A 23,427-nucleotide genomic window follows, 5' to 3' on the forward strand; every position below is an offset into this window, starting at 1 on the left:
ATGAAAAGGAATTTATTATCTTCAGCTATTATTATCGCTATAATGGCCCTCGGTATCACTGGATGTGATGATAAAAAAGCCGAAACAGAAACTCCCCCGCCCGCCAATAGTCAACCTGCCGCACCAGCTCCTGAAGCCCCCGTTGCAAAAGCAGAAGCTAAGCCTGAAACGCCTGCGCAACCGGTGGTCGATGAACAAGCGGTTTTCGACGAAAAAATGGATGTCTATATCAAGTGCTACAACAAGTTACAGATCCCTGTACAGCGTAGTCTGGCGCGTTATGCTGACTGGCTGGAAGATTTTAAACAGGGGCCTACCGGTAAAGAGAGGACTGTCTATGGCATCTACAGTATTAGTGAATCCAATCTCTCAGAGTGTGAGAAAGGCGTGAAAAGTGCTGTGGCGTTAACGCCTGCACTGCAACCTATTGACGGCGTGGCGGTGAGTTATATCGATGCTGCCGTGGCGTTGGGTAATACCATTAACGAAATGGATAAATATTACACCCAGGAAAATTATAAAGACGATGCGTTTGCCAAAGGGAAAACGCTGCACCAGACATTCTTAAAAAATCTTGATGCCTTTGAACCTGTCGCCGAATCTTATCATGCGGCAATTCAGGAAATTAATGATAAGCGCCAGCTTGCGGAACTGAAAAATATTGAAGAAAGAGAAGGGAAAACATTCCACTACTACTCTCTGGCAGTCATGATTTCAGCGAAACAAATTAATAACCTGATATCGCAAGATAAGTTTGATGCCGAAGCGGCAATGAAGAAAGTGACTGAGCTGGAAACGCTGGTGGCGCAGGCCAAAGAAGCGGATAAAGGTGGCATGAATTTCTCATTCATCCATTCGGCAGACCAATATCAGCTTGAGGCTAAAAAATATGTTCGCCGCGTAAGAGATAAAGTCCCGTACTCTGACTGGGATAAAGAGCAACTTCAGGACGCAAACTCAAGCTGGATGGTCGAAGACTCTTTCCCGAGAGCGTTACGCGAGTACAACGAAATGGTCGATGATTATAATCGCCTACGTTAAACGTTTCTGATTTTTGTGCGCAATGTAGTCGGGAGCATATCAATTCATGGTACCGGGGCGATGAAGCCCCGGCGTGAGAGATTACTGCCCGTAATAGGCATTAGCCCCGTGCTTACGCAGATAGTGCTTATCTAAGAGTTCATTTTGCATGGCAGGAAGCTGCGGCACGAGCTGGCGCGAGAACAGCCCCATATACGCGCACTCTTCCAGCACCACAGCATTATGCACCGCATCGGCGGCGTTTTTACCCCAGGCAAACGGGCCGTGAGAATGCACCAGTACCGCCGGGATTTGTGCCGGACTCCTGCCGCGCTCTTCGAAGGTTTTAATGATCACTTCGCCAGTCTGGTATTCATACTCGCCGTTGATCTCCTCTGCGGTCATCTGGCGCGTGCAGGGGATCGCACCGTAAAAATAGTCAGCGTGAGTCGTACCCCAGGCAGGGAGATCAATCCCGGCCTGCGACCAGATAGTGGCATGGCGCGAGTGGGTATGCACAATGCCGCCAATTTCTGCATAGCGGCGATAAAGCGCCAGATGCGTTGGCGTGTCGGAAGAGGGCTTTTTGCTGCCTTCCACTACCTTACCGCTGGCTATCTCAACCACCACCATATCATCGGCGGTCATCACGTCGTACTCGACGCCGGAAGGCTTGATCACCATCCATTGTCGCGTTTCGTCTACCGCGCTGACATTGCCCCAGGTGAACGTCACCAGATGGTGAGCGGGAAGCGCCAGATTCGCCGCCAGCACTTCGGCTTTCAGTTGCTCTAACATACGAAACCCGCCTCCTGCATACGAGCTTCAATCCAGCGCCGCGCCTGAATAATCTCCAGCACCGGCTCTTTGGCTTTTTCTGTCCACATCTCAATCAGGAAAGAACCGCGATAGTTCAGTTCATTTAACGTTTTGAAGATGCCAATGAAATCGACGCAGCCTTCGCCAAACGGCACATCACGGAACTGTCCGGGGCTTTGCTCGGTGACTGGCAGGGTGTCTTTCAGGTGAATAGCCGCGATACGGTCAATGCCCAGTTTTAGTTCTGCGGGAACATCATTGCCCCAGGCGCTGAGGTTGCCGACATCCGGGTAGACGGTGAACCATGGCGAGGCGAGCATCTCGTCCCATTTTTTCCATTTGCTGATGGAGTTCATAAACGCGGTGTCCATAATCTCCACCGCCAGCATCACTTGTGATGCCGCCGCCTGTTCAACCGCCCACGCCAGCCCTTCAGTAAATCGCTGCTGTGTGCCTTCGTCATGCTCTTCGTAATAGACGTCATAACCCGCCAGTTGAATGGTGCGAATGCCGAGATCGCGCGCCAGGCAAATCGCTTTACTCATGATTTCCCGCGCTCGCTGGCGTACCGCCTCGTCGCGGCTACCAAAAGGAAAACGGCGATGGGCAGACAGGCACATTGATGGAATGGCAATGCCCGTTTCGATCATCGCGGTAACCAGCGAAGCACGTTGTGCGGCGCTCCAGTCCAGGCGTGACAGACGTTCGTCGGTTTCATCCACTGACATTTCGACAAAATCAAAACCGCAGCTTTTTGCCAGCACCAGCCGCTCCGGCCATGAGAGATCTTTCGCCAGCGCCTTTTCATAAATCCCTAACGGATGACTACGCACGAGAACCTCCCCAGATTGCGTTAATTTGCGCATGAAAATCAGCGGCAACCTGCGCTGGATTGGTAGCGCCCGCCAGCGCCCGCCCGGCAATAAACGCTTTCACGCGGATATCTTTAAACAGCAGCAGGTCAGCAGGGGTAATCCCGCCGGTAATGGAAAGCTCAAGGCCAATATCGGAAAGCGCCTTCATGCGTGCCAGATCGGCCTCGCCCCACTGTTGCCCGCTGGCCTGTGCATCACGACCACGATGATAAATGGCCTGCCGTACACCAATGCGATGCCAGTCACGGGCGTCGTCCAGTGTCCAGTTGCCAAACAGCTCTATCTGGATTTCACCGCCGCAGCGTTGCGCCATCGCGTGGCCTTTTTCTACCGTGGCGAGCGGCGCGGCGCAGATGATGGTCATCCAGTTGGCGCCAGCGCCAAACGCCTGTTGCGCGAGGGTTTCACCGGCGTCGGCCACCTTCCAGTCGGCGACGATAATTTTGTTTGGGCACTGTTCGCGCAGGGCTTTCACCGCGCCCAGCCCTTCGTTTAAACAGAGAATGGTGCCCGCTTCGACGATATCGACGCTGTCTTTTAACCGCGTCACGTCGCGCTGCGCGGCTTCAAGTGATGAGTGGTCGAGAGCCAGTTGCAGAAGTGGTCTGCTCATAGTGTGTGTTCCTTAATGCGGGTGTGATAACCCTGAAGTGCGGCAATGAGTTGCTGATAGCGTTGATATTTTTGTTGGTAATGCTGATGCGCGGTCATGTCCGGCAGTAATGTGCGTAGCGGATGTTGCGAGCTGCGCTGGGCCTCGCTGAAGTTGCGATAAACGCCCGTACCGACACGGGCAGCGAGCGCCGCGCCAAAGCATCCCGTTTCTTCCACCTGCGGCAGCTCGATACGCAGACCGCTGACGTCCGCCAGCATTTGCATCCAGACATCGGAGTGCGCCGGACCGCCAGTCACGCGCAGGGTGTGAACAGCGGTAAAACGTTCACGCATCCGGTTGAGGTGGGTCATGTGGCTGAACACCACGCCTTCATAAATGGCCTGCAACAGGTGCGCGCGGGTGTGAATGGCCTGCATCCCGTAGAAACCGCTGGTCATCTCAAGTCCGGCGTTGCTGCCGTACAGGAACGGCAGGAAAAAGAGATCGCCTCCGGCTTTCGGCAAGCTGGCAACGGCCTGATTAATCTCAGCAAAAGAGATTTCTCCCCACTGCGCGGTAAACCATTCGAGATTGCCGGAAGAGGTAGGGCTGGCTTCGTGAACGATAAATTGACCATCATTAACGTAGCGGCCATAGACATACGGATGCGCTTCACCGTCACGTAAACCGCTGGTTATGCCGCTGGTCACCGCCCAGGTTCCCATCACCGCATTGAGGGTAGATTCGTCTTCGATCCCGGCGCAGAGTGCGGTGGAAACCACATCAAACAGGCCGCCGACAACGGGCGTACCCGCTTTCAGACCGGTCTGTGCGGCTGTCTGAGCGGTGATCTCCCCGCAGATTTCGGCAGATCCAACAACAGGCGGCAGGGCGTGATTGATTTCACCGATCCCCAGCCAGTCGGTGAGGCACGGATCATATTCCCCGCGACTCATGTTGTAGAGATTGGACTCAGAAATATTGCTTTCTTCACAGCCTTTGACACCGGTTAAACACCAGCGCAGGTAGTCGTGCGTCATCATCACGCAGCCAATTTGCGCATAACGCTCAGGTTCGTGCATTTTCAGCCAGCGTAACAGCGACACCGGATGCCCAGTCCACAATGTTTGTCGGGTCAGCGGGTAGAGTTTTTCCGGGATGCCATCTTCCTGCCAGCAACGAACGATTTCCATCGCCCGGCGGTCAGAGGACAAAATAGCGTTACCGAGCGGTTTGTTATTTTTATCGAGTAAAAACAAACCTTTCCCTTGTGCGGAGATACCGATACCCACAATTTGCTCCCCGCTAACGCCGGAATGGGTAAGCAGGGCGCGAATGACAGCCATGCAGCATTGCCACAGTTCTGCCATATCGCGCTCTACCCAGCCTGGCTGCGGGCTTAATGCGCACAGCGGCAGGCGCTGCACGCCCGCCTCCCGGCCTTCGCGGTCATACAGTCCGGCTTTCAGCCAGCTACCGCCACAATCTAACCCCAGCCAGTATTGCTTCATGGTTTATTGCACCTCATCCACGGCTTTCAGCAGATCAGCGCCCTGTGGAACATCTTTAACAAACATGTCGCGAACCTGATTACCCAATGCATCGCTAAAGGCTTTGCGGTCGAGATCGGTAATCACTTCCACGCCAGCTTCTTTCATGCCGTCGATGATTTTTTGCTGATCTTCGGCGACCAGCTTGCGCTGATAGCTACCCGCTTCTTGCGCTGATGAGATCAGTGCCTGCTGGAACTCCGGGGTTAAGCCATCAAACTTCGCTTTGTTGATCACCACCAGAAGTGGGGAGTAGGCGTGATGGGTCAGAGAAAGGTACTTCTGCACTTCATAAAATTTTGCTGACCAGACGACGTTAATCGGGTGTTCCTGGGCGTCGATGGTGCGGGTTTCCAGCCCGGTATAGACTTCAGCAAATGGCATCGGGATCGGGTTAGCGCCAAAGATTTTGAATGCCGCAATATTCATTGGGCTATTGTTGGTACGGATCTTCAGCCCTTGCAGATTGGCGGGAGTTTTAACTGGTGCACGCGAGTTGGTGACATCGCGCCAGCCGTTTTCCCAGTAGGCCAGTACTTTCAGCCCTTTACCTTCAAGGGAAATTTTCAGCTCATCACCGACTTTGCCATCGAGGGTTTTATGCGCATGGGCGGTATCGCGGAACAGGAAAGGGACATCGAGCAGGTTGATGACGGGCGAGAGTCCCGTAAAGTTATTGGAGCCAGACATCTCCATATCAATAGTGCCGCCGCGCACGCCGCTGATCATCGCCTGCGCATTGCCGAGGGTGCTGTCCGGAAACAGTTTTAACTTCAGTTCACCTTTGGTTTTTTCTTGCAATAATTCGTTGAATTTTTTTGCTGCAATATGTTGTGAATCGGTTTGCGAGGTTTCATAACCGAAACGTAATGATTGTGCCGCCAGAGAAGATGTACTGAACGCCGCCACTCCGGCAAATAATAAAGCGTAGGTTACAGAACGTAATTTCATTATGATTTCCTTTTAACTCATCCATTTAAGAGGAGCGGTAATAAGCTCCGGTATAAAAATAAATAATGCTAACAACATGAATAAAACCATGACGTAAGGCGCAACGCCTTTTACCGCATCGTCAAATTTAAGTTTTGCCACGCCGCATACCACATTAAGGACGTTACCCACTGGAGGCGTAATCAGTGATATTGAACAGTTGATAATAAACATGATGCCGAAATAGACCGGATCTATTCCCGCTTCTTTCACTAATGGCATTAATACAGGTGTAAGAATTAATACGGTGGGCGTTAAGTCCATTACCGTGCTGATCACCATAATAGCGAGCATAATGACGATGAATAATAAGCGGGGCGAATCAACCAACGGTTGTAATAGCTCCGATACCATCATGGGTAATTCGGCGATGGTAATAAGCCATGCAGATACCGCAGCAGAGGCCACCAGGAACATGACCACGGATGTGGTTTTCGCCGCGTTAATCAGAACATGATAAAGCGTGGAGAAGGTCATTTCGCGATAGACCACCACCGAGACGAACAGAGCGTAGAAGGCGGCAACCGCGCCTGCTTCGGTGGGCGTAAATAACCCCGAACGGAAACCGCCAATAATGATTATCGGTAAAAAGAGCGCCCAAATACCGGAAACTAAGGATTGCCAGACTTCCCGCAGTGAGGCTTTTGGCTGGCAAGGCAGATTCAGCCGTTTTGCCTGCCACCACCAGGTAATCATTAGCGTGACGCCCATCATGATGCCCGGCGCGATGCCCGCCATAAACAGTTTGCTGATGGAGAGGCCGCTGGAGACGCCGAAGATAATGAGTGGAATAGAGGGCGGGATAATGGCCGCAATAATACCGCCCGATCCGATAAGCCCGGCGGCGCGGTTTACCGGATAGTTGGCCTGACGCATCATCGGCACCAGCAGCGCCGCGACAGCTGCGGTATCAGCAACCGCAGAACCGGAAAGGCTTGCCATGATCATTGCCGCCAGCACGCCAACATAACCCAGACCGCCTGGCCTGTGACCCACCAGTTTCATTGGCAGGTCGACAATACGTTGCGACAGGCCGCCCGCGTTCATGATCTCACCCGCCAGCACAAAGAAGGGAATGGCTAACAGAGAGAAACTGTCCGCACCGTTGACCAGCGTTTGCGCCAGAATTTGCACATCAAAGATATCCATCCAGAACATCAATGAGATGCCGCACAGCAATAATGCCCAGGCGATGGGAACACCAATCGCGATAGCGCCTAACAAACTGACAATAAATATAAGAATTGTCATCGTCAGACTCCTTGTTGGTTTTGGCTGGTGGTATTTGTGAACTGCCGGTATAAGTGACGCAATTCCAGCAATGCGATAATCAGGCTGGTGGGGATAGCGGCGGCGTACATTAAGCCAACGGGTACGCCGAGAATGGGCGATAAGTTACTCCAGTCCTGTGACGTTTTTTCTATTGCACCCCAGGCCAGACCCAGACACAGCAATAAAATGAGCGTATGGGTTAGCAGCGAAACACGTTGTTGATTAGCGGGAGAGAGTTTTTCGACTAAAAAAGTAACCTGCACATGGCTGTTGTCCATATAAGCAACGATAGCGCCAATAAAGGTTAACCAGACAAATAAAAGCCGGGATAATTCATCAATCGATAATATGCTTGTGTGAAATCCATATCGAAGAATGATATTAATAAAAATAATACAAGACAGTATTGCGATGATGAGCGCAAGAATGCCTTCGAGTATCCGTTTCATAACGAGTCCTTCTTGTTATGTAATATAATTTCATTAATTAATATTGTTGGTATTCGTAATGTTTATTGGAAAACGACTAATTAGAATTTGGCAAAATAAATGAATCGTTTTAAATAGATTCATTCAGAGAGTGAATACCGTTACGTAATATATCGATGCGATGCTGTACATCAGCCGATTCATTTATTTCTAGCAGCTTGATGCCAGCAAAATGCAATGTTGACGGTTCTGCTGCATTAAATAACTCGCGAACGTGATCTGTGGTCATCAGGCTTTCTGCACAGAATGGTGCAAACGGCGCGTGTAAATCCTGCCATTCTCCGTATGCTCCGTTTAGCGTCGTACCAGAGAACATCAACGCGCCGAGTTTCCCGGCCTGTTTAGCCATTTGGGTATGGGTCAGTGGCAACGCTGTATTGCGGCCTTCAATGGCGGATCGCGCCCAGTTGATACAGATGCTGATGTCATAATCGGCAATGACTTCCAGCACATTTTCTAAAGGCAAAAAGCCTTTGCGTGGAGCGGCAGACGTCATGGCATCGCAGTGTTCCAGCACCAGTCTGCACGGCCAGTCCCAACTGGCGATTTCTTTCAACGAGCGGGCAAAAGCATCCGTTGCTTGCATAACATTGGGATTCGTTGCTAACGGTGCAGCCTGGATCTCCAGTGCGAGCACTTTATTAACCTGCAAGGAGTTGATTTTATTGAACAAGTGGTGATAGTACGCCACGCACGCCTTGCGTTGTTCTTCATCGCTGGAGGCGAGACCAAAGCCGTTGTTTTCGCTGCGGCGACGCATGGTTTCCATCACAGCGGTGACGACAAATTTCCAGCTTTCCGGCGTATGGCGAAGTAACCATTGATCGCCAAGAGGATGGAAGTTTTCCAGGCAGGGTTGTTCCAGACCGCGAATATCAGGGGTATCTGATAATTGTCGCCAGAATTCCTTCTCTTCCTCTTCACTTCTTTGGTGGAAAGAAGGTGCACAGGGATACGCACCGATAATATAACCGGCATTATTCGCTTTCATTTTGTGCTCCAGTAATAACTTTTTATAAAGCGCAGAGGGCTACTTTAACCACGATTTTGCGGATTGCCATTGGGGCATTTTTATTACATGCCGGTCGGTGAACATCCTGCGGGAAGAAAATAGCGTAGCTGCCCGGTATCATTTCTATAAATGATTCATGTTCACTATCTTGATAAAAAATAATATCGCGTTGCTCTAATAGTGATTCGCTGACTTTATTATTTCCCGTATCAATGGCGATACCTATTTTCTCTTCGCCCCAGGCCAGAAACTGAATATCCAGATAGCGCCGATGAACTTCAGGACGGTTTTCCACCGCCTCGCGTGTGGTTAAATCGATAATTTGCGCAAAAATATTCTTGCCGTCGATTTCGACAATGCCCGGCGGCAGGGCGTTGAAATCGGTGGTGCGCAGAAAATCGAGCGCCTTTTCAATGGCGACGGGCAAACGGCACGGATTAGGTTGTGTGATATGTCCAAAAATCATGGTCTATCTCCTTATAATGCCTGGATTTTTGCCCATACGCTGTCGTCAATGGTAATTCCGTTACGACGGTTTTCTGCCAGCAGGGTAGTGAATTCGTGACCGGGTAAACGAATGGCCTGGTTTTCGTCTGCGCGCTCGGCGCTAGTAACGTAATCCATAATGCGTTGCAGTTTGGCATCGCGGGTGGAACCGTCGATCAGTTTGTCCACTTCAATGGCAATAAAGATTTGTGAAATGCCGTACTCGTCGCTGTTGTCCTGGGTGACTTCAGCAACCGATGCGCCGTCAGAAAGGAGAGTGGCTATCATATCCAGCACAATCGACATGCCAGAACCTTTCCAGTAACCCATCGGCAAAATGCGGCGATTTTTCTCGATAACGCCAGGTTCTTTGGTCAAATTGCCCTCATCATCAAACCCGCCATCGACCGGCAGCTCGCGTCCCGCCAGACGATTCACTTCTAACATGCCGTAGGAGAACATCGACATCGACATATCGACCATGGTGATGGGTGACGAAGGAATAGCGACGATCAGTGGGTTAGTGCCGATGCGACACTCTTTTGCGCCCCACGGCGGCATTACGGCGATGGAGTTAGTCCAGCAGATGCCGATATAGCCTTTTTCCGCCGCCTGCCAGCCGTAGCTACCGCCGCGCATCCAGTGGTTGGCATTGCGTAACGCGACCAGGCCAATCCCGTGAGTTGCCGCCAGTTCAATGGCGCGATCCATCATCTTTTTCGCTGTCAGGTTACCGATCGAACGCCGGGCGTCCCACTGCTCAATCGCGCCGAGGCTGGTTATACGTTTGGGTTGGGCGTCAGGAATGATATCGCCGTTTTCCAGTTGCTGAATGAAACGGGGGAAACGGTTAACGCCATGAGAATAAACGCCGGATTCGGTGGTGCGGGCGAACATCTCTGCACATGCATCGGCCGTTTCACTGTCAACGCCACGTGAAATTAATACCCGATTAAAGGCTGTTTTTAACTGCTCAAATGTCACTTTCATCCCTGGCTTCCTTGTGTTTGTTGATCGCTTTTTTAGCTTAAAATTCCACTATGCGAAATTTGATTTCAAATATATCGATCGCTTTTTAACAAAGCAATCCGCGCCATGATTTTCAAAAATTATTAAAATCAAATAGTTACAAATTATCTGTCGAGATCGTGAACTGCGACACACTTTGCGTTACCATCAGGGCGCGATAAAAAGGGGAAGAAAGCGATGGGAAAAAAAGAGCACGAGTTGGCGCAGGAAAAAGAGCGCCCAGCTGGAAGTCAGAGCCTGTTTCGCGGGTTGATGCTGATTGAGATTTTGAGCAACTATCCAAACGGTTGCCCGCTGGCGCATCTCTCTGAACTGGCTGGCTTAAATAAAAGCACGGTCCATCGTTTATTGCAGGGGCTACAGTCCTGTGGCTATGTGACAACTGCGCCCGCTGCGGGGAGTTACCGCCTGACCACAAAATTTATTGCTGTCGGGCAAAAGGCGCTGTCGTCGCTGAATATCATTCATATTGCTGCGCCACATCTTGAGACGCTGAACATCGCCACTGGTGAAACCATTAACTTCTCCAGCCGCGAAGACGATCACGCTATTTTGATTTATAAACTGGAACCTACTACCGGTATGCTACGAACCCGCGCCTATATTGGTCAGCATATGCCGCTCTACTGTTCGGCGATGGGTAAGGTTTATATGGCGTTTGGTCATCAGGACTACGTGAAATCGTATTGGGAAAGCCATCAGAATGAAATCCAGCCACTAACCCGCAATACCATTACCGAACTGCCCGCGATGTTCGATGAACTGGCGCACATTCGTGAAAGCGGCGTGGCAATGGACAGAGAAGAGAATGAACTCGGCGTCTCCTGTATTGCTGTTCCGGTGTTTGATATTCATGGGCGGGTGCCGTATGCGGTGTCGATTTCGCTTTCGACATCACGCCTGAAACAGGTGGGGGAGAAAAATCTCCTGAAACCGCTGCGTGAAACTGCGCAGGCTATCTCCAATGAACTGGGATTTACCGTCCGGGATGACCAGGGCGCGATCACATAACGCTTTTGGCAGGTGGCAAAACTTTAATATTTCCTTCGTTGGATCAAAGCAATAATGGCGCACTCTCTGGCACGCTGCGGTTTTAGTGCAAAGGAGTGATCATGAACCGGTTTATTATTGCTGATGCGACGAAATGTATCGGTTGCCGTACCTGTGAAGTGGCTTGCGCAGTGTCGCATCAGGAGAATCAGGATTGCGCTTCGTTGTTACCTGGCGAGTTTATTTCCCGTATTCGAGTCATCAAAGACCACACCTGGACCACGGCAGTAGCCTGTCATCAGTGTGAAGATGCACCGTGCGCGAATGTTTGCCCTGTGGACGCTATTCGCCGCGAACATGGGCATATCTTCGTTGAACAATCACGTTGTATTGGCTGTAAAAGCTGTATGTTGGCTTGCCCGTTTGGTGCGATGGAAGTGGTTTCTTCGCGCACAAAGGCGAGAGCGATTAAGTGTGACCTGTGCTGGCATCGGGCGACGGGACCGGCCTGTGTTGAAGCCTGCCCGACAAAGGCATTGCAGTGCATGGATGTCGAGAAAGTGCAGCGGTATCGGTTACGGCAGCAGCCTGTTTGAGACATTATTCCGGCGGTTCTCAACGCCGGAATAGTGCGTTTCGTTTATGCCGGATGAGGCGTGAACGTCTTATCTGGCCTACAAAATCTTACAAATTCAATATATTGCAGAAATTATGTGGCCTGATAAGCGTAGCGCATCAGGCAATTTTTAATGACTCTCAGCCCAGGCGCGTTCAATCTCTTCCGCCAGAATCTTCACACCTGCCTCGATTTTCTCCGGCTCCGGCACATAGTTCATGCGCATACATTGATGCGTATGCGGCCACGGTTTATCCAGCCCAGGGAAGAAGTTGTGTCCTGGCACCATCAGCACGCCGCGCGCTTTAAGGCGCTGGTAAAGCTGCTCGGTGGTAATCGGCAAATCCTTAAACCATAGCCAGAGGAAAATAGCGCCTTCGGGTTTATGAATCAGGCAGCGATCTTCTGGTAAATAACGGCGAATGATGGCGATAGTTTCCTGAACACGCTGGTAGTAGAACGGCTTGATGACCGTTTCTGACAGGCGCAGCAGATCGTTACGCTTAATCATTTCACACATCATCGCCGGACCAATACCACCAGGTGCCAGGCTGATAATGCCGTTCATATTCGTGATGGCGGTGATGATTTTTTCATTGGCGATGATAATGCCGCAGCGTGAACCAGGCAGCCCCAGTTTGGAAAGGCTCATGCACAGCACGATATTTGGATTCCACAGTGGGCGCGCTTCGCTGAAGATAATGCCCGGGAATGGGACTCCATAAGCGTTATCAATCACCAGTGGAATACCGTGCTGATTCGCCAACGCATCCAGCTTCAGTAACTCTTCGTCAGTAATCACATTGCCTGTTGGGTTCGTCGGTCGGGAGACGCAAATCATCCCGGTCTCTTCGCCAATATGCAGATGTTCAAAATCGACGTGGTATTTAAACTGGCCTTCTGGCAGCAGTTCAATATTTGGACGCGCAGAGACGAAAAGATCTTCTTCCAGTCCGGCGTCAGCGTAGCCAATGTATTCCGGTGCCAGCGGGAACAGCACTTTTTTGACCCGACCATCGGCGCGGCGTCCGGCAAACAGATTAAATAAGTAGAAAAACGCGCTCTGGCTGCCGTTTGTTAGTGCAATATTCTGTGGTTCGATATCCCAACCCAGCTTCTCGCGTAGCATTTCGGCAAGTAGTGTGAGTAGCTCCGTTTTCCCCTGCGGGCCGTCGTAATTACACAGCGCATCAGTGGCTTTGCCGCTTTCCAGCATGTCGGTCAGCAGCGTCTGGAAGTAGTCCTGCATTTCTGGGATCTGCGCCGGATTGCCGCCGCCGAGCATAATCGCGCCGGGCGTGCGTAAGCCGTCGTTCAGATCTTCCATCAGCAGCGTAATGCCGGAGTGGCGGGTAAATTTGTCACCAAAAAGGGAGAATGTCATAGCGGGATATCTGTCGAACTCTGTAGCAAGGAAAGTAACAATAACGCTACATTTGCTGGGGTGCAAATCGGGTTGCTGCAAGAGGATTGGCGTATCATGCTAAGGTTTATGATATGTCTGGTCTTTTATACTGGAATACGGCTTCCCGACATACCGCAAGTGGGAAGCCGGAAAAGTTACTGTTGCCCCGCCCAGACAACCATCACTTTATCGTCGCCATGTTCACGGACAAATCCATAACCTTGTTTCAGTGACAATGTGGTCTGCTTACCCACGCCAACCGCTGGATGGCGGGCGCGGAACTGACCGAGGCGTTGCCAGTGCGCAACGCTGGCGGCAGATTTACCGCTAACATCCTGCCAGTTCATATCCGAGCGTGTGCCTTGCAGCGGATCAGAACCGGTAGCTCCGAACGGACGCGAGGATTCATCACCATAAAAGATTTGCACCGCACCTGGCGCTAATAGCAATAGCTCTGCTGCTTTGTCGCCCCCTTCGCGGAACAGGCGGGTATCATGCGAGGAGAGATAGCTCAACACGTTGAAATCCTGCAATTTATCTGCCATTTGCTGCCAGGTGGTATCCATCTGTGCCAGACAATCGACGGCTTTCGCGGCCTGTTCCTGATAATCGAAATTGATCATCGCATCGAAGCCGTGGCGATAGTAGTCACTTTGCATTACGCCATGACCCCAGGCTTCCCCGGCCATCCAGAAAGGTTTGTCATCTAACGCTTTATCGGGGTTAGCTTTTTTCCATTCGCGAAGTGCGGCGCTGGCTTCGGTTTTTAGTTGCTGCCAGGCGGGCAACTCAACATGTTTGGCGGTATCGACCCGAAAACCATCAATCCCGTAGTCGCGAACCCACTGGCTTAACCAATGTGTTAAATAATCGCGGGGGGTAAAACCATCGATGGCTTTAGCGTGGGTATCAGGTTTGTTTTTATAGAACACCGGCAGACCTGAAGCGGTGGTAGATTCGGTCTTTATATCCGGCAAAAAGGCCAGCGACATGGTGAGATCGTCGAATCCAGGATTGTCGTAATCGCCAATATCCGTTCTGATCCAGTTTTTTCCCCACCATTTATCCCAGCCTGTTTTGTCGCTGAAATTAATGTAATCGTTAAAGCTATGCCAGGTTTGCCCGGCGGCGGGTTTCCAGTCGCTCCAGCGGTCACCCAGTGTTTTTTTCAGCTCATCACCGGAAAGGTATAACGCGCCAAACTGATACTCCTGCATATCCGCCAGCGTGGCATAACCGGTATGGTTCATCACCACATCAAAGAGAATACGAATACCGCGCTGGTGTGCGCTATCAACCAGCGCCTGTAGATCGGCTTCGTTGCCCATATTTGCATCAAGATTCGTCCAGTCCTGTGTGTAATAACCGTGGTAGGCATAGTGCGGGAAATCGCCTTTTGTACCACCGCCCACCCAGCCGTGAATTTGCTCAAACGGGGCGCTGATCCACAGGGCATTGACGCCCAGCTGCTGGAGATAATCCAGTTTGTTGGTCAGGCCGCGTAAATCGCCGCCGTGAAAAGTGCCAATTTCCGCCATACCGTCTTTATGACGACCGTAGCTCTGGTCATTGCTGGGATCGCCGTTTTCGAAACGGTCTGTCAGCACAAAGTAAACGGTGGCGTTATGCCAGTCGAAAGGGGCAGAGGTGTCAGTTTCTGCCCGTTCCAGTAGTAGTAAGCCGTTACTGGTGGCTGCAGGTTGTAATGTAATTTGGCCATTTTTCACTGTCGCGATTTGTTGACTGTAATAATCACGGACTGCCACACCTTCCGGGAAGGTGGCACTGACATCAAGCGTAAGTGGGCGACCATCCCATTTCGGGCATTCACGGATTGGGGTTGCTATTGGTTCGGCGGTGTTTGGGAGCGATATCATCAACGTCGGCGTGCCGGAGCGGGTGTCGATTTGCAGCGTATATTCGCCATCTCTGAACAATCGCCATTGTGGCGGTGTGTTGTTGCAAGGTTGCAGGGAAAGCATCTGATTGAGTTTTATCGCATTCACCGGCTGCCAGCACTGTTGGTCAAAATTTAGCGTTAGTGGACGCGTACCTTTAGCCAGCTTCGCGTGGCTGACAAATGTTCCTGTCCCCTGTTCGGTAAAGGCGGGGAACCCCGGCGAAGTCCAGCTGGCGGCAATGGCAAAGCCGGGAAGGAGTGTCAGAAAACAGGCGGCAAGTTTCATGGCGGGTGAGTCCTTATTGCTGCGATTTCAGACAGTTTGCCAGCGAATAACCAGACAAAACTCATCCCTGAGTAGTAAGTCCACAGGATGAGACGCAGGGGTGAGCGATCGCGCGCAAAAAACAGCTGAATTTTGCGATAAAATCCACATTTTCTGCGATCTTGCACCAATCTGAACCATTACCACGTGACATTGTTTCAGATTTGGACTATTCCTTGGGGTGCGCTTGACCGCTATTTTTGATATGATTTGAGATTCAACTCTCAAATTTGGGAAAAATATTACTCTAAATCATTCGAGTTGCAGGACAAAACACCAATGGCGTTTTGAACAGCGTTTACGCAGCACATGCAACTTGAAGTATGACGAGTATAAGGTGTTTGAATGATTAAATCCGATCAGGAGACCTGATGATTTTGACTCCCATACGACGATATGGGGCGATGATTCTTATGTTACTCACTCTGGTGTTTTCGAGTGAGGTGTTAGCGAAGACGCACACGACAACAACGAGTCAAAAGTCCCACTTAACTAAAGCTAGTAATAAACAGGTAAGCAGTAAACAAGAGTATTCTCGCAATAGTGCAAAGAGCAGTTCACTTCCTGATTTGCGAAAATACCCTTCCGGAACACCAAGAAAAAAAGCGTTTCTCCGGACTGTAATGCCCTATATTACCAGCCAAAATGCTGCCATTACGGCGGAACGTAACTGGCTGATCTCAAAACAGTACCAGGGTCAATGGTCGCCTTCAGAGCGTGCACGTCTGCAAGACATTGCCAAACGCTATAAGGTGAAGTGGTCCGGTAATACGCGAAAAATCCCGTGGAATACGCTGCTCGAACGTGTAGACATTATCCCGACCAGTATGGTGGCGACGATGGCTGCAGCAGAAAGCGGTTGGGGAACGTCGAAACTGGCGCGTAGCAACAACAACCTGTTCGGCATGAAGTGCATGAAAGGACGTTGTACCAATGCGCCGGGTAAAGTGAAGGGGTACTCACAGTTCAGTTCTGTAAAAGAATCGGTGAGCGCCTATGTTACTAACCTGAATACGCATCCGGCTTACGCTTCTTTCCGCAAATCACGTGCACAATTGCGTAAAGCGGATCAGGAAGTTACCGCCACAGCGATGATTCATAAGCTGAAAGGTTATTCCACGAAAGGGCAGAGCTATAACAACTACCTGTTCGCGATGTACCAGGATAACCAGCGGTTAATCGCTGCGCATATGTAATTGCATTCCCTTGAGCCTTATCCGACTTGTTGGTCGGATAGGGCTTTTGTTCGCATCAGGTGGTTGTGCTGAGTTACCTGATGCGATGCTGGCGCGTCTTATCATGCCTGGCGGATTTTCCCCTCCCGCTACAGCATTACCTCGCTGTTTACATCGCGATACTCTTTTGGCGTCGTGTCATACGCTTTTTTAAATACAGAGTAGAAATATTGCAGCGATGGATAACCACACATTTGCGATATCTCATTGATCGACAAGGTAGTAGAAATCAGCAGGCTGCGCGCTTTCTCCAGCTTCTCGGCATGGATCATGGCGTGAATAGTTTCACCCACTTCTTCTTTAAACCGTTTTTCAAGATTGGATCGCGATATGCCCACCGCATCCAGAACCTGATCCACTTTAATTCCTTTGCAGGCATGATTGCGGATGTAATGCATGGCCTGAATAACGGCGGGATCGGTCAACGAACGGTAATCCGTTGAACGCCGTTCGATGACACGGACTGGCGGAACCAAAATCCGCTGCAACGGCATTTCTTCTTTATCTAATAAGCGATGCAAAAGTTTTGCCGCCTGATAGCCCATTTGTCGGGCGCCCTGGGCGACAGAAGAAAGGGCGACACGCGAAAGATAGCGGGTCAATTCTTCGTTATCTATGCCAATCACGCATAATTTTTCCGGTACGGGGATGTGCAGATGCTCGCATACTTGCAGAATATGCCGCGCCCGGGCGTCAGTGACGGCAATAATCCCTGTTTGCGGTGGCAGCGTTTGCAGCCAGTCTGCCAGCCGATTTTGCGCGTGTTGCCAGTTCTCTGGTGCGGTTTCCAGCCCCTGATAAACCACACCTCGGTACTTCTCTTCAGCCACAAGCTGGCGAAAGGCATACTCGCGTTCGGCGGCCCAACGTTTGCCGCTCGACTCTGGCAGACCATAAAAAGCAAAGCGGTTAACGCCTTTCTCTTTTAAATGCAAAAATGCGCTTTCAACCAGCGCATAGTTATCGGTGGCAATGTAATGAACGGGTGGGTAACTTTCTGCCAGGTGATACGAGCCACCAACCCCAACAATAGGAACGTTGACATCAGCCAATGCTAGCTCGATTTGTTTATCGTCAAAGTCGGCGATGACGCCATCTCCTAACCAGTCCTTGATTTTATCAATGCGGGCGCGGAAATCTTCTTCAATGAAAATATCCCATTCCGATTGCGACGCCTGTAAATATTCCCCTACACCTTCTACTACTTGACGGTCATAGGCTTTATTAGCATTGAACAGCAACGTGATGCGATGACGTTTAGTAAACATGGTTCTTTTCCTGCTGAATCATGCAAAAACTCAAAACCGGTAATACGTTACCGGCTTTGAGAAAATTTTTATCAAAATCAGGAACGGCGTTTGGTTGCGGAGTCCATCCATACTGCCAGCAACAGAATCGCACCTTTGACGATATACTGCCAGAAGGTCGGTACATCCATCATACTCATACCGTTATCCAACGAAGCCATGATGAATGCCCCCATTACTGCACCGGCAACACTCCCCACACCGCCAGCCAGACTAGTACCGCCAATTACGCATGCTGCAATCGCGTCCAGCTCGGCGATATTCCCCGCAGAAGGTGAACCAGCGCCAAGTCGAGAACTAAGAATTAACCCGGCGATGGCTACCATCAAACCGTTGATAGCAAACACGGCAAGTTTTGTTCGTTCAACGTTAATCCCGGATAGCCGCGCCGCTTCCAGATTACCGCCAATAGCGTAAATGCGTCGCCCAAATGCTGTCCGTGTTGCCATAAACATTCCACCGAGTAACAGCAACGTCAGCAGCAGAACAGGAGTGGGAACGCCACGGTAATCATTTAGCAGCCAGATTGCGCCTAAAACGATAATAGCCGTTAATGCCTGGCGACCGACCACCGCCGTAGATGCCGGAGACTGCAAACCCAAAGCCTGACGGCGCATTCTTCCGCGCCATTGCCAGCCGACAAAAGCCATTAAACCAAGCGCGCCGATGATGAAACCGGTACTGGCTGGTAGATAGCTTTGCCCAATTTGTGACATCGCGGCGCTGGTGGGGGAAACGGTCGTGCCGTTGGTGATACCAATCAGGATGCCGCGAAATGCCAACATACCTGCAAGGGTGACAATAAATGACGGGACTTTGCGGTACGCGACCCACCACCCATTCCACGCTCCGAGAAGCAGTCCCAGAACCAATGTCACAATGATAGTGAGTGGCAGCGGCCAGCCCAACCAAACGTCACAGATAGCGGCGACCCCGCCTAATAGCCCCATCATGGAGCCGACCGAGAGGTCGATTTCAGCAGAAATTATGACGAACACCATACCTACCGCGAGAATGCCGGTAATTGCGGTCTGGCGTAGCAGGTTGGAAACGTTACGGGCGCTTAAGTAGGCACCATCGGTGGTCCAGGTAAAGAACAGCATAATTGCGATGATCGCTGCAATCATCACGAAGACCTGTAAATTCAGTGATTTCAGCCCAGAAAAGCCACCGGATGTCGGTACGGCTAATTTCACTTCAGACGGATTGCTTTTCGACATGATGTTCGCTCCTCAATGCGGCTTCCATCACCTGCTCCTGAGTCAGGTTATGATTTATCAGGTTGGCTTTTAGTTTTCCTTCATGCATCACCAGCACACGATCGCTAAGGCCGAGTACTTCAGGTAATTCAGAAGAGATGACAATAACAGCAATACCTTGCTGGACGAGTTGATTAATTAATTTGTAAATCTCGTATTTAGCGCCAATATCAATACCCCTGGTGGGTTCATCAAGAATGAGAATGCGTGGATTTAATAACAGGCAGCGTGCGAGGATCGCTTTTTGCTGATTGCCACCGCTTAAACGTCCAATAGCAAGGTCTGGGGAGGATGTTTTAACTTTGAGTTGCTGGATGGATTCCAGAATACATTTTTGCTCTGCGGCATCATCAAGCTGGCTGATGCCTCCGGTAAATTTATTGAGTGCGGCGAGGGTAATATTTTTACCAACCGCCATTACCGGAACGATACCATCGCGCTTTCTGTCTTCTGGCACCATCGCAATACCCTGGGCGATCGCTTGCTGGCAGTTGCGAATATCCACCTGTTTTCCGTCAATATATATTTTCCCTTCCCACTGTCCGGGCCAAACGCCAAACAAGCATTGAATGGTTTCGGTGCGTCCGGCACCGACCAGCCCGGCAATACCCAGTATTTCACCGCGTTTCAGAGAAAAAGAGACATCGTTAACCCGTTTAATATGACGATTAACCGGATGCCACGCCGTCAAGTGCTCAATACGTAATATTTCATCACCAGTGATATGCGGTTCGTTAGGGTAAAGTGCCGTTAATTCTCGCCCTACCATCATAGTGATAATATCGTCTTCGCTCATTCCGGCTGCATCACGTGTTCCTATATGCTGGCCGTCGCGAATAACGCAAATCGTATCGGAAATTGCTTTAACTTCGTTGAGTTTGTGCGAAATATAGATACAGGCGATACCGTGTTGTTGCAGATCGCGAATAATATCCAGTAAAACCGTGGTTTCCAGCCCGGTTAATGAGGCTGTCGGTTCATCAAGAATTAATAAACGTACCTGCTTATTTAGCGCCTTGGCAATTTCAACCAGTTGTTGTTGCCCAAGTCCTAAATCGCCAACGCGGGCATCTGGTGAAATGGATAAACTCACCTGCGCTAATAGCTTCTGGCAGCGTAGCGTCATCTGGTCATAATCCATAATCCCATTGTGGGTTATTTCGTTACCCAGGAAGATATTTTCCAGCACGGTCAATTCTTTCACCAGGGCCAATTCCTGGTGAATGATGGCGATACCTTTGCGTTCGGTATCGCGGATGTGACTTGCCTGAATCTCTTCGCCAGCAAAAATAATTTCGCCTTCGTAGGAACCATGAGGATAAATTCCACACAGCACTTTCATCAGCGTTGATTTACCAGACCCATTTTCCCCACAGAGTGAGACGATTTCGCCAGCGTTTAGCCGCAAGCTGACGTTATCTATCGCCTTCACGGTGCCGAAGGTTTTGGTAATGTTCTTCATTTCAAGTAGATAAGACATAACGACTCCACCTAAGCCAATCAGTTCACGCGGCATGGAGAGAAATCACGCCCCGGTCAGCGCCGGGGCGTGACGCTTAAAGCTCGCTCTCTTTGTGGAATCCGTCTTTAATTACCGTATCTTTGATGTTGTTTTTATTAACATCGATTGGTGTCAGCAGGCGGGATGGAACATCTTTCAGACCATTATTCAGAGTGGTATCTGCTTTTGGTTCCTGACCATTGCCTAACTCAACGGCAATTTCTGCGGCAGTATTTGCCAATAACGTAATGGGTTTATACACCGTCATAGTTTGCGTACCGGCAGCAATGCGTTTTATGCCCGCGAGATCTGCATCCTGACCGGAAATTGCCACTTTGCCTGATAAACCTTGAGCACTTAATGCCTGAATCGCTCCGCCAGCGGTAGCATCGTTTGAGGCAACAACCGCATCAATTTTGTTATTGTTGGCAGTTAGCGCATTTTCCATAATTTTCAGCGCATTTTCTGGTAACCAACCATCAACCCATTGGTCGCCAACGACTTTAATTTTTCCTGAGTCAACATAAGGTTTTAATACTTTCATTTGCCCGGCGCGAAATAGCTTGGCGTTGTTATCGACCGGGGAGCCACCCATCAGGAAATAATTGCCCTGTGGGACGATATCAACCAGGGCTTTTGCTTGCAGTTCGCCGACTTTTTCATTATCGAAAGAAATATAAAAATCTATATCTGCATCATTAATCATGCGGTCGTAAGCTAATACTTTTATACCTTCTTGTTTGGCTTCTTTTACAACGTTACTTAATACCTGACCGTTATATGGAATAATGACAAGAACGTCGACGCCCCGGTTAATCATGTTTTCAATCTGCGACATTTGGGTTTCTTCATTGCCATTCGCAGATTGTACAAATACTTTTGCACCGAGAGATTCTGCTTTTTTAACAAAGATATCCCGATCTTTTTGCCAGCGTTCAAGACGGAGATCATCAATCGCCATTCCTATTTTTACTTCTTTGGCATGCGCTGCGACGTTAGTAAGCAGGAGTGAGGTGCAAAGGGTGAGTAAGATGTTCTTTATTTTCATGATTCAGAGGCCTTCTGTTGTTAGAGGTCAGCTTAAAAAGTAACAATCACCGCGATAAACGTAACCAATTTTTAGCAACTAAACAGGGGAAAACAATTACAGATTTTTATCTTTCGATTACGATTTTTGGTTTATTTCTTGATTTATGACAGAGATCTTACTTTTGTTGATTAATTGTACTTGTTGCATTTTTCTATTCGAGAAATCACCCAATTTCATCATTCCATATTATTTTTGCGAGCGAGCGCACACTTGTGAATTATCTCAATAGCAGTGTGAAATAACATAATTGAGCAACTGAAAGGGAGTGCCCAATATTACGACATCATCCATCACACGCGGCATTACCTGATTATGGAGTTCATTATGCAAGCCTATTTTGACCAGCTCGATCGCGTTCGTTATGAAGGTCCGAAATCCTCTAACCCGTTAGCATTCCGTCATTACAATCCCGACGAACTGGTGTTGGGCAAGCGTATGGAAGACCACTTGCGTTTTGCCGCCTGCTACTGGCACACCTTCTGCTGGAACGGGGCGGACATGTTTGGTGTGGGCGCTTTTAATCGTCCGTGGCAGCAGCCTGGCGAAGCTCTGGCGCTGGCGAAGCGTAAAGCCGATGTCGCATTCGAGTTTTTCCACAAATTACATGTGCCTTTTTATTGCTTCCATGACGTGGATGTTTCCCCGGAAGGCACATCGTTAAAAGAGTACATCAATAACTTTGCGCAAATGGTCGATGTGCTGGCTGGCAAGCAAGAAGAGAGCGGCGTGAAACTGTTGTGGGGAACCGCTAACTGCTTTACTAACCCTCGCTATGGCGCGGGCGCGGCGACGAACCCAGATCCCGAGGTCTTTAGCTGGGCAGCTACACAAGTTGTTACCGCGATGGAAGCAACGCATAAACTGGGTGGTGAAAACTATGTGCTGTGGGGCGGTCGTGAAGGTTACGAAACTCTGTTGAATACCGATCTTCGTCAGGAGCGTGAACAGCTTGGTCGCTTTATGCAGATGGTGGTTGAGCATAAACATAAAATCGGTTTCCAGGGCACGCTGCTTATCGAACCGAAACCGCAAGAACCGACCAAACATCAATATGATTACGATGCCGCAACGGTTTACGGTTTCCTGAAACAGTTTGGCCTGGAGAAAGAGATTAAACTGAATATTGAAGCGAACCACGCGACGCTAGCGGGTCACTCTTTCCACCATGAAATTGCCACAGCCATTGCGCTTGGTCTGTTCGGTTCTGTCGATGCTAACCGTGGCGACGCGCAATTGGGCTGGGATACTGACCAGTTCCCGAACAGCGTGGAAGAGAACGCGCTGGTAATGTATGAAATCCTCAAAGCAGGTGGTTTCACGACCGGTGGTCTGAACTTTGATGCCAAAGTACGTCGTCAGAGCACTGATAAATATGATCTGTTCTACGGCCATATTGGGGCGATGGATACGATGGCGCTGTCACTGAAAATTGCAGCACGCATGATTGAAGACGGCGAACTGGATAAACGCGTAGCGCAGCGTTATTCCGGCTGGAATAGCGAACTGGGTCAGCAAATCCTGAAAGGCCAAATGTCATTGGCTGATTTAGCAAAATATGCTCAGGACAACAATCTGGCGCCGGTGCATCAGAGTGGACGCCAGGAGCAACTGGAAAATCTGGTAAATCATTATCTGTTCGACAAATAACGGCTAATTGTGCAGT

At 50.0% G+C, this 23,427-nt stretch carries 21 protein-coding genes; 5 read left to right on the forward strand and 16 right to left on the reverse strand.

Annotation, left to right across the window (positions count from 1 at the left end):
* Entirely contained in the window at positions 1 to 1,041 is a 1,041-nt protein-coding gene (locus HEM79_RS19275; protein ID WP_010357067.1) for a YiiG family protein, read from the forward strand.
* Positions 1,042 to 1,122: 81 nt separating this feature from the next.
* On the opposite strand, the gene araD is transcribed toward HEM79_RS19275, so the two are convergent.
* The 10 genes from araD to yiaK all read right to left on the reverse strand — a co-directional run bounded on the left by araD (position 1,123) and on the right by yiaK (position 10,097).
* Positions 1,123 to 1,818, reverse strand: a complete 696-nt coding sequence (araD, locus tag HEM79_RS19280) for an L-ribulose-5-phosphate 4-epimerase (protein WP_176242905.1) — start codon at positions 1,816 to 1,818, stop codon at positions 1,123 to 1,125.
* Positions 1,812 to 2,672 (reverse strand): L-ribulose-5-phosphate 3-epimerase, encoded by an 861-nt coding sequence (locus tag HEM79_RS19285; RefSeq protein ID WP_176242904.1) that lies wholly within the window; start codon positions 2,670 to 2,672, stop codon positions 1,812 to 1,814. Before HEM79_RS19285 ends, araD begins: the two co-directional genes overlap by 7 nt.
* Entirely contained in the window at positions 2,665 to 3,327 is a 663-nt protein-coding gene (gene ulaD / locus HEM79_RS19290) for a 3-keto-L-gulonate-6-phosphate decarboxylase UlaD (protein ID WP_176242903.1), read from the reverse strand. The genes HEM79_RS19285 and ulaD overlap by 8 nt, the downstream gene beginning before the upstream one ends.
* Positions 3,324 to 4,820, reverse strand: coding sequence for an L-xylulokinase (gene lyxK / locus HEM79_RS19295; protein ID WP_176242902.1), 1,497 nt, complete (start codon positions 4,818 to 4,820; stop codon positions 3,324 to 3,326). The genes ulaD and lyxK overlap by 4 nt, the downstream gene beginning before the upstream one ends.
* Before the next feature lie 3 nt (positions 4,821 to 4,823).
* Positions 4,824 to 5,810 (reverse strand): 2,3-diketo-L-gulonate TRAP transporter substrate-binding protein YiaO, encoded by a 987-nt coding sequence (gene yiaO, locus HEM79_RS19300; RefSeq protein ID WP_176242901.1) that lies wholly within the window; start codon positions 5,808 to 5,810, stop codon positions 4,824 to 4,826.
* A gap of 12 nt (positions 5,811 to 5,822) precedes the next feature.
* Positions 5,823 to 7,100, reverse strand: coding sequence for a 2,3-diketo-L-gulonate TRAP transporter large permease YiaN (yiaN, locus tag HEM79_RS19305; protein ID WP_000153835.1), 1,278 nt, complete (start codon positions 7,098 to 7,100; stop codon positions 5,823 to 5,825).
* Between the two features lie 2 nt (positions 7,101 to 7,102).
* Positions 7,103 to 7,570, reverse strand: coding sequence for a 2,3-diketo-L-gulonate TRAP transporter small permease YiaM (gene yiaM, locus HEM79_RS19310; RefSeq protein WP_000821448.1), 468 nt, complete (start codon positions 7,568 to 7,570; stop codon positions 7,103 to 7,105).
* A 109-nt stretch (positions 7,571 to 7,679) separates the two neighbouring features.
* Positions 7,680 to 8,600, reverse strand: a complete 921-nt coding sequence (locus HEM79_RS19315; protein WP_176242900.1) for a DUF4862 family protein — start codon at positions 8,598 to 8,600, stop codon at positions 7,680 to 7,682.
* A 22-nt stretch (positions 8,601 to 8,622) separates the two neighbouring features.
* Positions 8,623 to 9,087: a YhcH/YjgK/YiaL family protein gene (locus HEM79_RS19320; RefSeq protein WP_176242899.1), complete on the reverse strand. Its 465-nt coding sequence runs from the start codon at positions 9,085 to 9,087 to the stop codon at positions 8,623 to 8,625.
* Positions 9,088 to 9,098: 11 nt separating this feature from the next.
* Positions 9,099 to 10,097, reverse strand: a complete 999-nt coding sequence (yiaK, locus tag HEM79_RS19325) for a 3-dehydro-L-gulonate 2-dehydrogenase (RefSeq protein ID WP_176242898.1) — start codon at positions 10,095 to 10,097, stop codon at positions 9,099 to 9,101.
* 216 nt (positions 10,098 to 10,313) lie between these two features.
* Here yiaK and yiaJ point away from each other — a divergent pair, with 216 nt between their 5' ends.
* Positions 10,314 to 11,147, forward strand: coding sequence for an IclR family transcriptional regulator YiaJ (gene yiaJ / locus HEM79_RS19330; RefSeq protein WP_176242897.1), 834 nt, complete (start codon positions 10,314 to 10,316; stop codon positions 11,145 to 11,147).
* 101 nt (positions 11,148 to 11,248) lie between these two features.
* On the forward strand, positions 11,249 to 11,722 hold the full coding sequence (locus HEM79_RS19335; protein ID WP_176242896.1) for a 4Fe-4S binding protein: 474 nt from the start codon (positions 11,249 to 11,251) through the stop codon (positions 11,720 to 11,722).
* 150 nt (positions 11,723 to 11,872) lie between these two features.
* Here HEM79_RS19335 and avtA read toward each other — a convergent pair whose 3' ends face one another.
* Both avtA and malS read right to left on the reverse strand, forming a co-directional pair.
* Positions 11,873 to 13,126: a valine--pyruvate transaminase gene (avtA, locus tag HEM79_RS19340; protein WP_000144334.1), complete on the reverse strand. Its 1,254-nt coding sequence runs from the start codon at positions 13,124 to 13,126 to the stop codon at positions 11,873 to 11,875.
* Positions 13,127 to 13,302: 176 nt separating this feature from the next.
* Positions 13,303 to 15,333, reverse strand: a complete 2,031-nt coding sequence (gene malS, locus HEM79_RS19345) for an alpha-amylase (protein WP_176242895.1) — start codon at positions 15,331 to 15,333, stop codon at positions 13,303 to 13,305.
* Between the two features lie 410 nt (positions 15,334 to 15,743).
* Between malS and HEM79_RS19350 the strand changes: the two genes are divergently transcribed.
* Complete coding sequence (locus HEM79_RS19350) at positions 15,744 to 16,568, forward strand: protein bax (RefSeq protein WP_016160045.1); 825 nt, start codon at positions 15,744 to 15,746, stop codon at positions 16,566 to 16,568.
* 128 nt (positions 16,569 to 16,696) lie between these two features.
* On the opposite strand, the gene xylR is transcribed toward HEM79_RS19350, so the two are convergent.
* The 4 genes from xylR to xylF form a co-directional block, all read right to left on the reverse strand.
* Positions 16,697 to 17,875, reverse strand: a complete 1,179-nt coding sequence (xylR, locus tag HEM79_RS19355) for a D-xylose utilization transcriptional activator XylR (protein ID WP_176242894.1) — start codon at positions 17,873 to 17,875, stop codon at positions 16,697 to 16,699.
* Positions 17,876 to 17,952: 77 nt separating this feature from the next.
* Complete coding sequence (gene xylH / locus HEM79_RS19360; RefSeq protein ID WP_000045978.1) at positions 17,953 to 19,134, reverse strand: xylose ABC transporter permease XylH; 1,182 nt, start codon at positions 19,132 to 19,134, stop codon at positions 17,953 to 17,955.
* Complete coding sequence (gene xylG / locus HEM79_RS19365) at positions 19,112 to 20,653, reverse strand: D-xylose ABC transporter ATP-binding protein (RefSeq protein WP_176242893.1); 1,542 nt, start codon at positions 20,651 to 20,653, stop codon at positions 19,112 to 19,114. The genes xylH and xylG overlap by 23 nt, the downstream gene beginning before the upstream one ends.
* 76 nt (positions 20,654 to 20,729) lie before the next feature.
* The gene (xylF, locus tag HEM79_RS19370) at positions 20,730 to 21,722 is read right to left on the reverse strand and encodes a D-xylose ABC transporter substrate-binding protein (protein ID WP_000694881.1); all 993 of its coding nucleotides are present in this window, start codon (positions 21,720 to 21,722) and stop codon (positions 20,730 to 20,732) included.
* A 366-nt stretch (positions 21,723 to 22,088) separates the two neighbouring features.
* Here xylF and xylA point away from each other — a divergent pair, with 366 nt between their 5' ends.
* Entirely contained in the window at positions 22,089 to 23,411 is a 1,323-nt protein-coding gene (gene xylA, locus HEM79_RS19375) for a xylose isomerase (protein ID WP_001149551.1), read from the forward strand.
* Positions 23,412 to 23,427 lie beyond the last annotated feature (16 nt).

This window comes from Escherichia sp. 93.0816 (assembly GCF_013368855.2).
Taxonomy (GTDB): Bacteria; Pseudomonadota; Gammaproteobacteria; order Enterobacterales; family Enterobacteriaceae; genus Escherichia; species Escherichia ruysiae.

Coding starts and splice junctions, on each gene's coding strand:
- HEM79_RS19275 (WP_010357067.1), top strand. CDS start 1: ATGAAAAGGAATTTATTATCTTCAGCTATTATTATCGCTATAATGGCC.
- araD (WP_176242905.1), bottom strand. CDS start 1,818: ATGTTAGAGCAACTGAAAGCCGAAGTGCTGGCGGCGAATCTGGCGCTT.
- ulaD (WP_176242903.1), bottom strand. CDS start 3,327: ATGAGCAGACCACTTCTGCAACTGGCTCTCGACCACTCATCACTTGAA.
- lyxK (WP_176242902.1), bottom strand. CDS start 4,820: ATGAAGCAATACTGGCTGGGGTTAGATTGTGGCGGTAGCTGGCTGAAA.
- yiaO (WP_176242901.1), bottom strand. CDS start 5,810: ATGAAATTACGTTCTGTAACCTACGCTTTATTATTTGCCGGAGTGGCG.
- yiaN (WP_000153835.1), bottom strand. CDS start 7,100: ATGACAATTCTTATATTTATTGTCAGTTTGTTAGGCGCTATCGCGATT.
- yiaM (WP_000821448.1), bottom strand. CDS start 7,570: ATGAAACGGATACTCGAAGGCATTCTTGCGCTCATCATCGCAATACTG.
- HEM79_RS19315 (WP_176242900.1), bottom strand. CDS start 8,600: ATGAAAGCGAATAATGCCGGTTATATTATCGGTGCGTATCCCTGTGCA.
- HEM79_RS19320 (WP_176242899.1), bottom strand. CDS start 9,087: ATGATTTTTGGACATATCACACAACCTAATCCGTGCCGTTTGCCCGTC.
- yiaK (WP_176242898.1), bottom strand. CDS start 10,097: ATGAAAGTGACATTTGAGCAGTTAAAAACAGCCTTTAATCGGGTATTA.
- yiaJ (WP_176242897.1), top strand. CDS start 10,314: ATGGGAAAAAAAGAGCACGAGTTGGCGCAGGAAAAAGAGCGCCCAGCT.
- HEM79_RS19335 (WP_176242896.1), top strand. CDS start 11,249: ATGAACCGGTTTATTATTGCTGATGCGACGAAATGTATCGGTTGCCGT.
- avtA (WP_000144334.1), bottom strand. CDS start 13,126: ATGACATTCTCCCTTTTTGGTGACAAATTTACCCGCCACTCCGGCATT.
- malS (WP_176242895.1), bottom strand. CDS start 15,333: ATGAAACTTGCCGCCTGTTTTCTGACACTCCTTCCCGGCTTTGCCATT.
- HEM79_RS19350 (WP_016160045.1), top strand. CDS start 15,744: ATGATTTTGACTCCCATACGACGATATGGGGCGATGATTCTTATGTTA.
- xylR (WP_176242894.1), bottom strand. CDS start 17,875: ATGTTTACTAAACGTCATCGCATCACGTTGCTGTTCAATGCTAATAAA.
- xylH (WP_000045978.1), bottom strand. CDS start 19,134: ATGTCGAAAAGCAATCCGTCTGAAGTGAAATTAGCCGTACCGACATCC.
- xylG (WP_176242893.1), bottom strand. CDS start 20,653: ATGTCTTATCTACTTGAAATGAAGAACATTACCAAAACCTTCGGCACC.
- xylF (WP_000694881.1), bottom strand. CDS start 21,722: ATGAAAATAAAGAACATCTTACTCACCCTTTGCACCTCACTCCTGCTT.
- xylA (WP_001149551.1), top strand. CDS start 22,089: ATGCAAGCCTATTTTGACCAGCTCGATCGCGTTCGTTATGAAGGTCCG.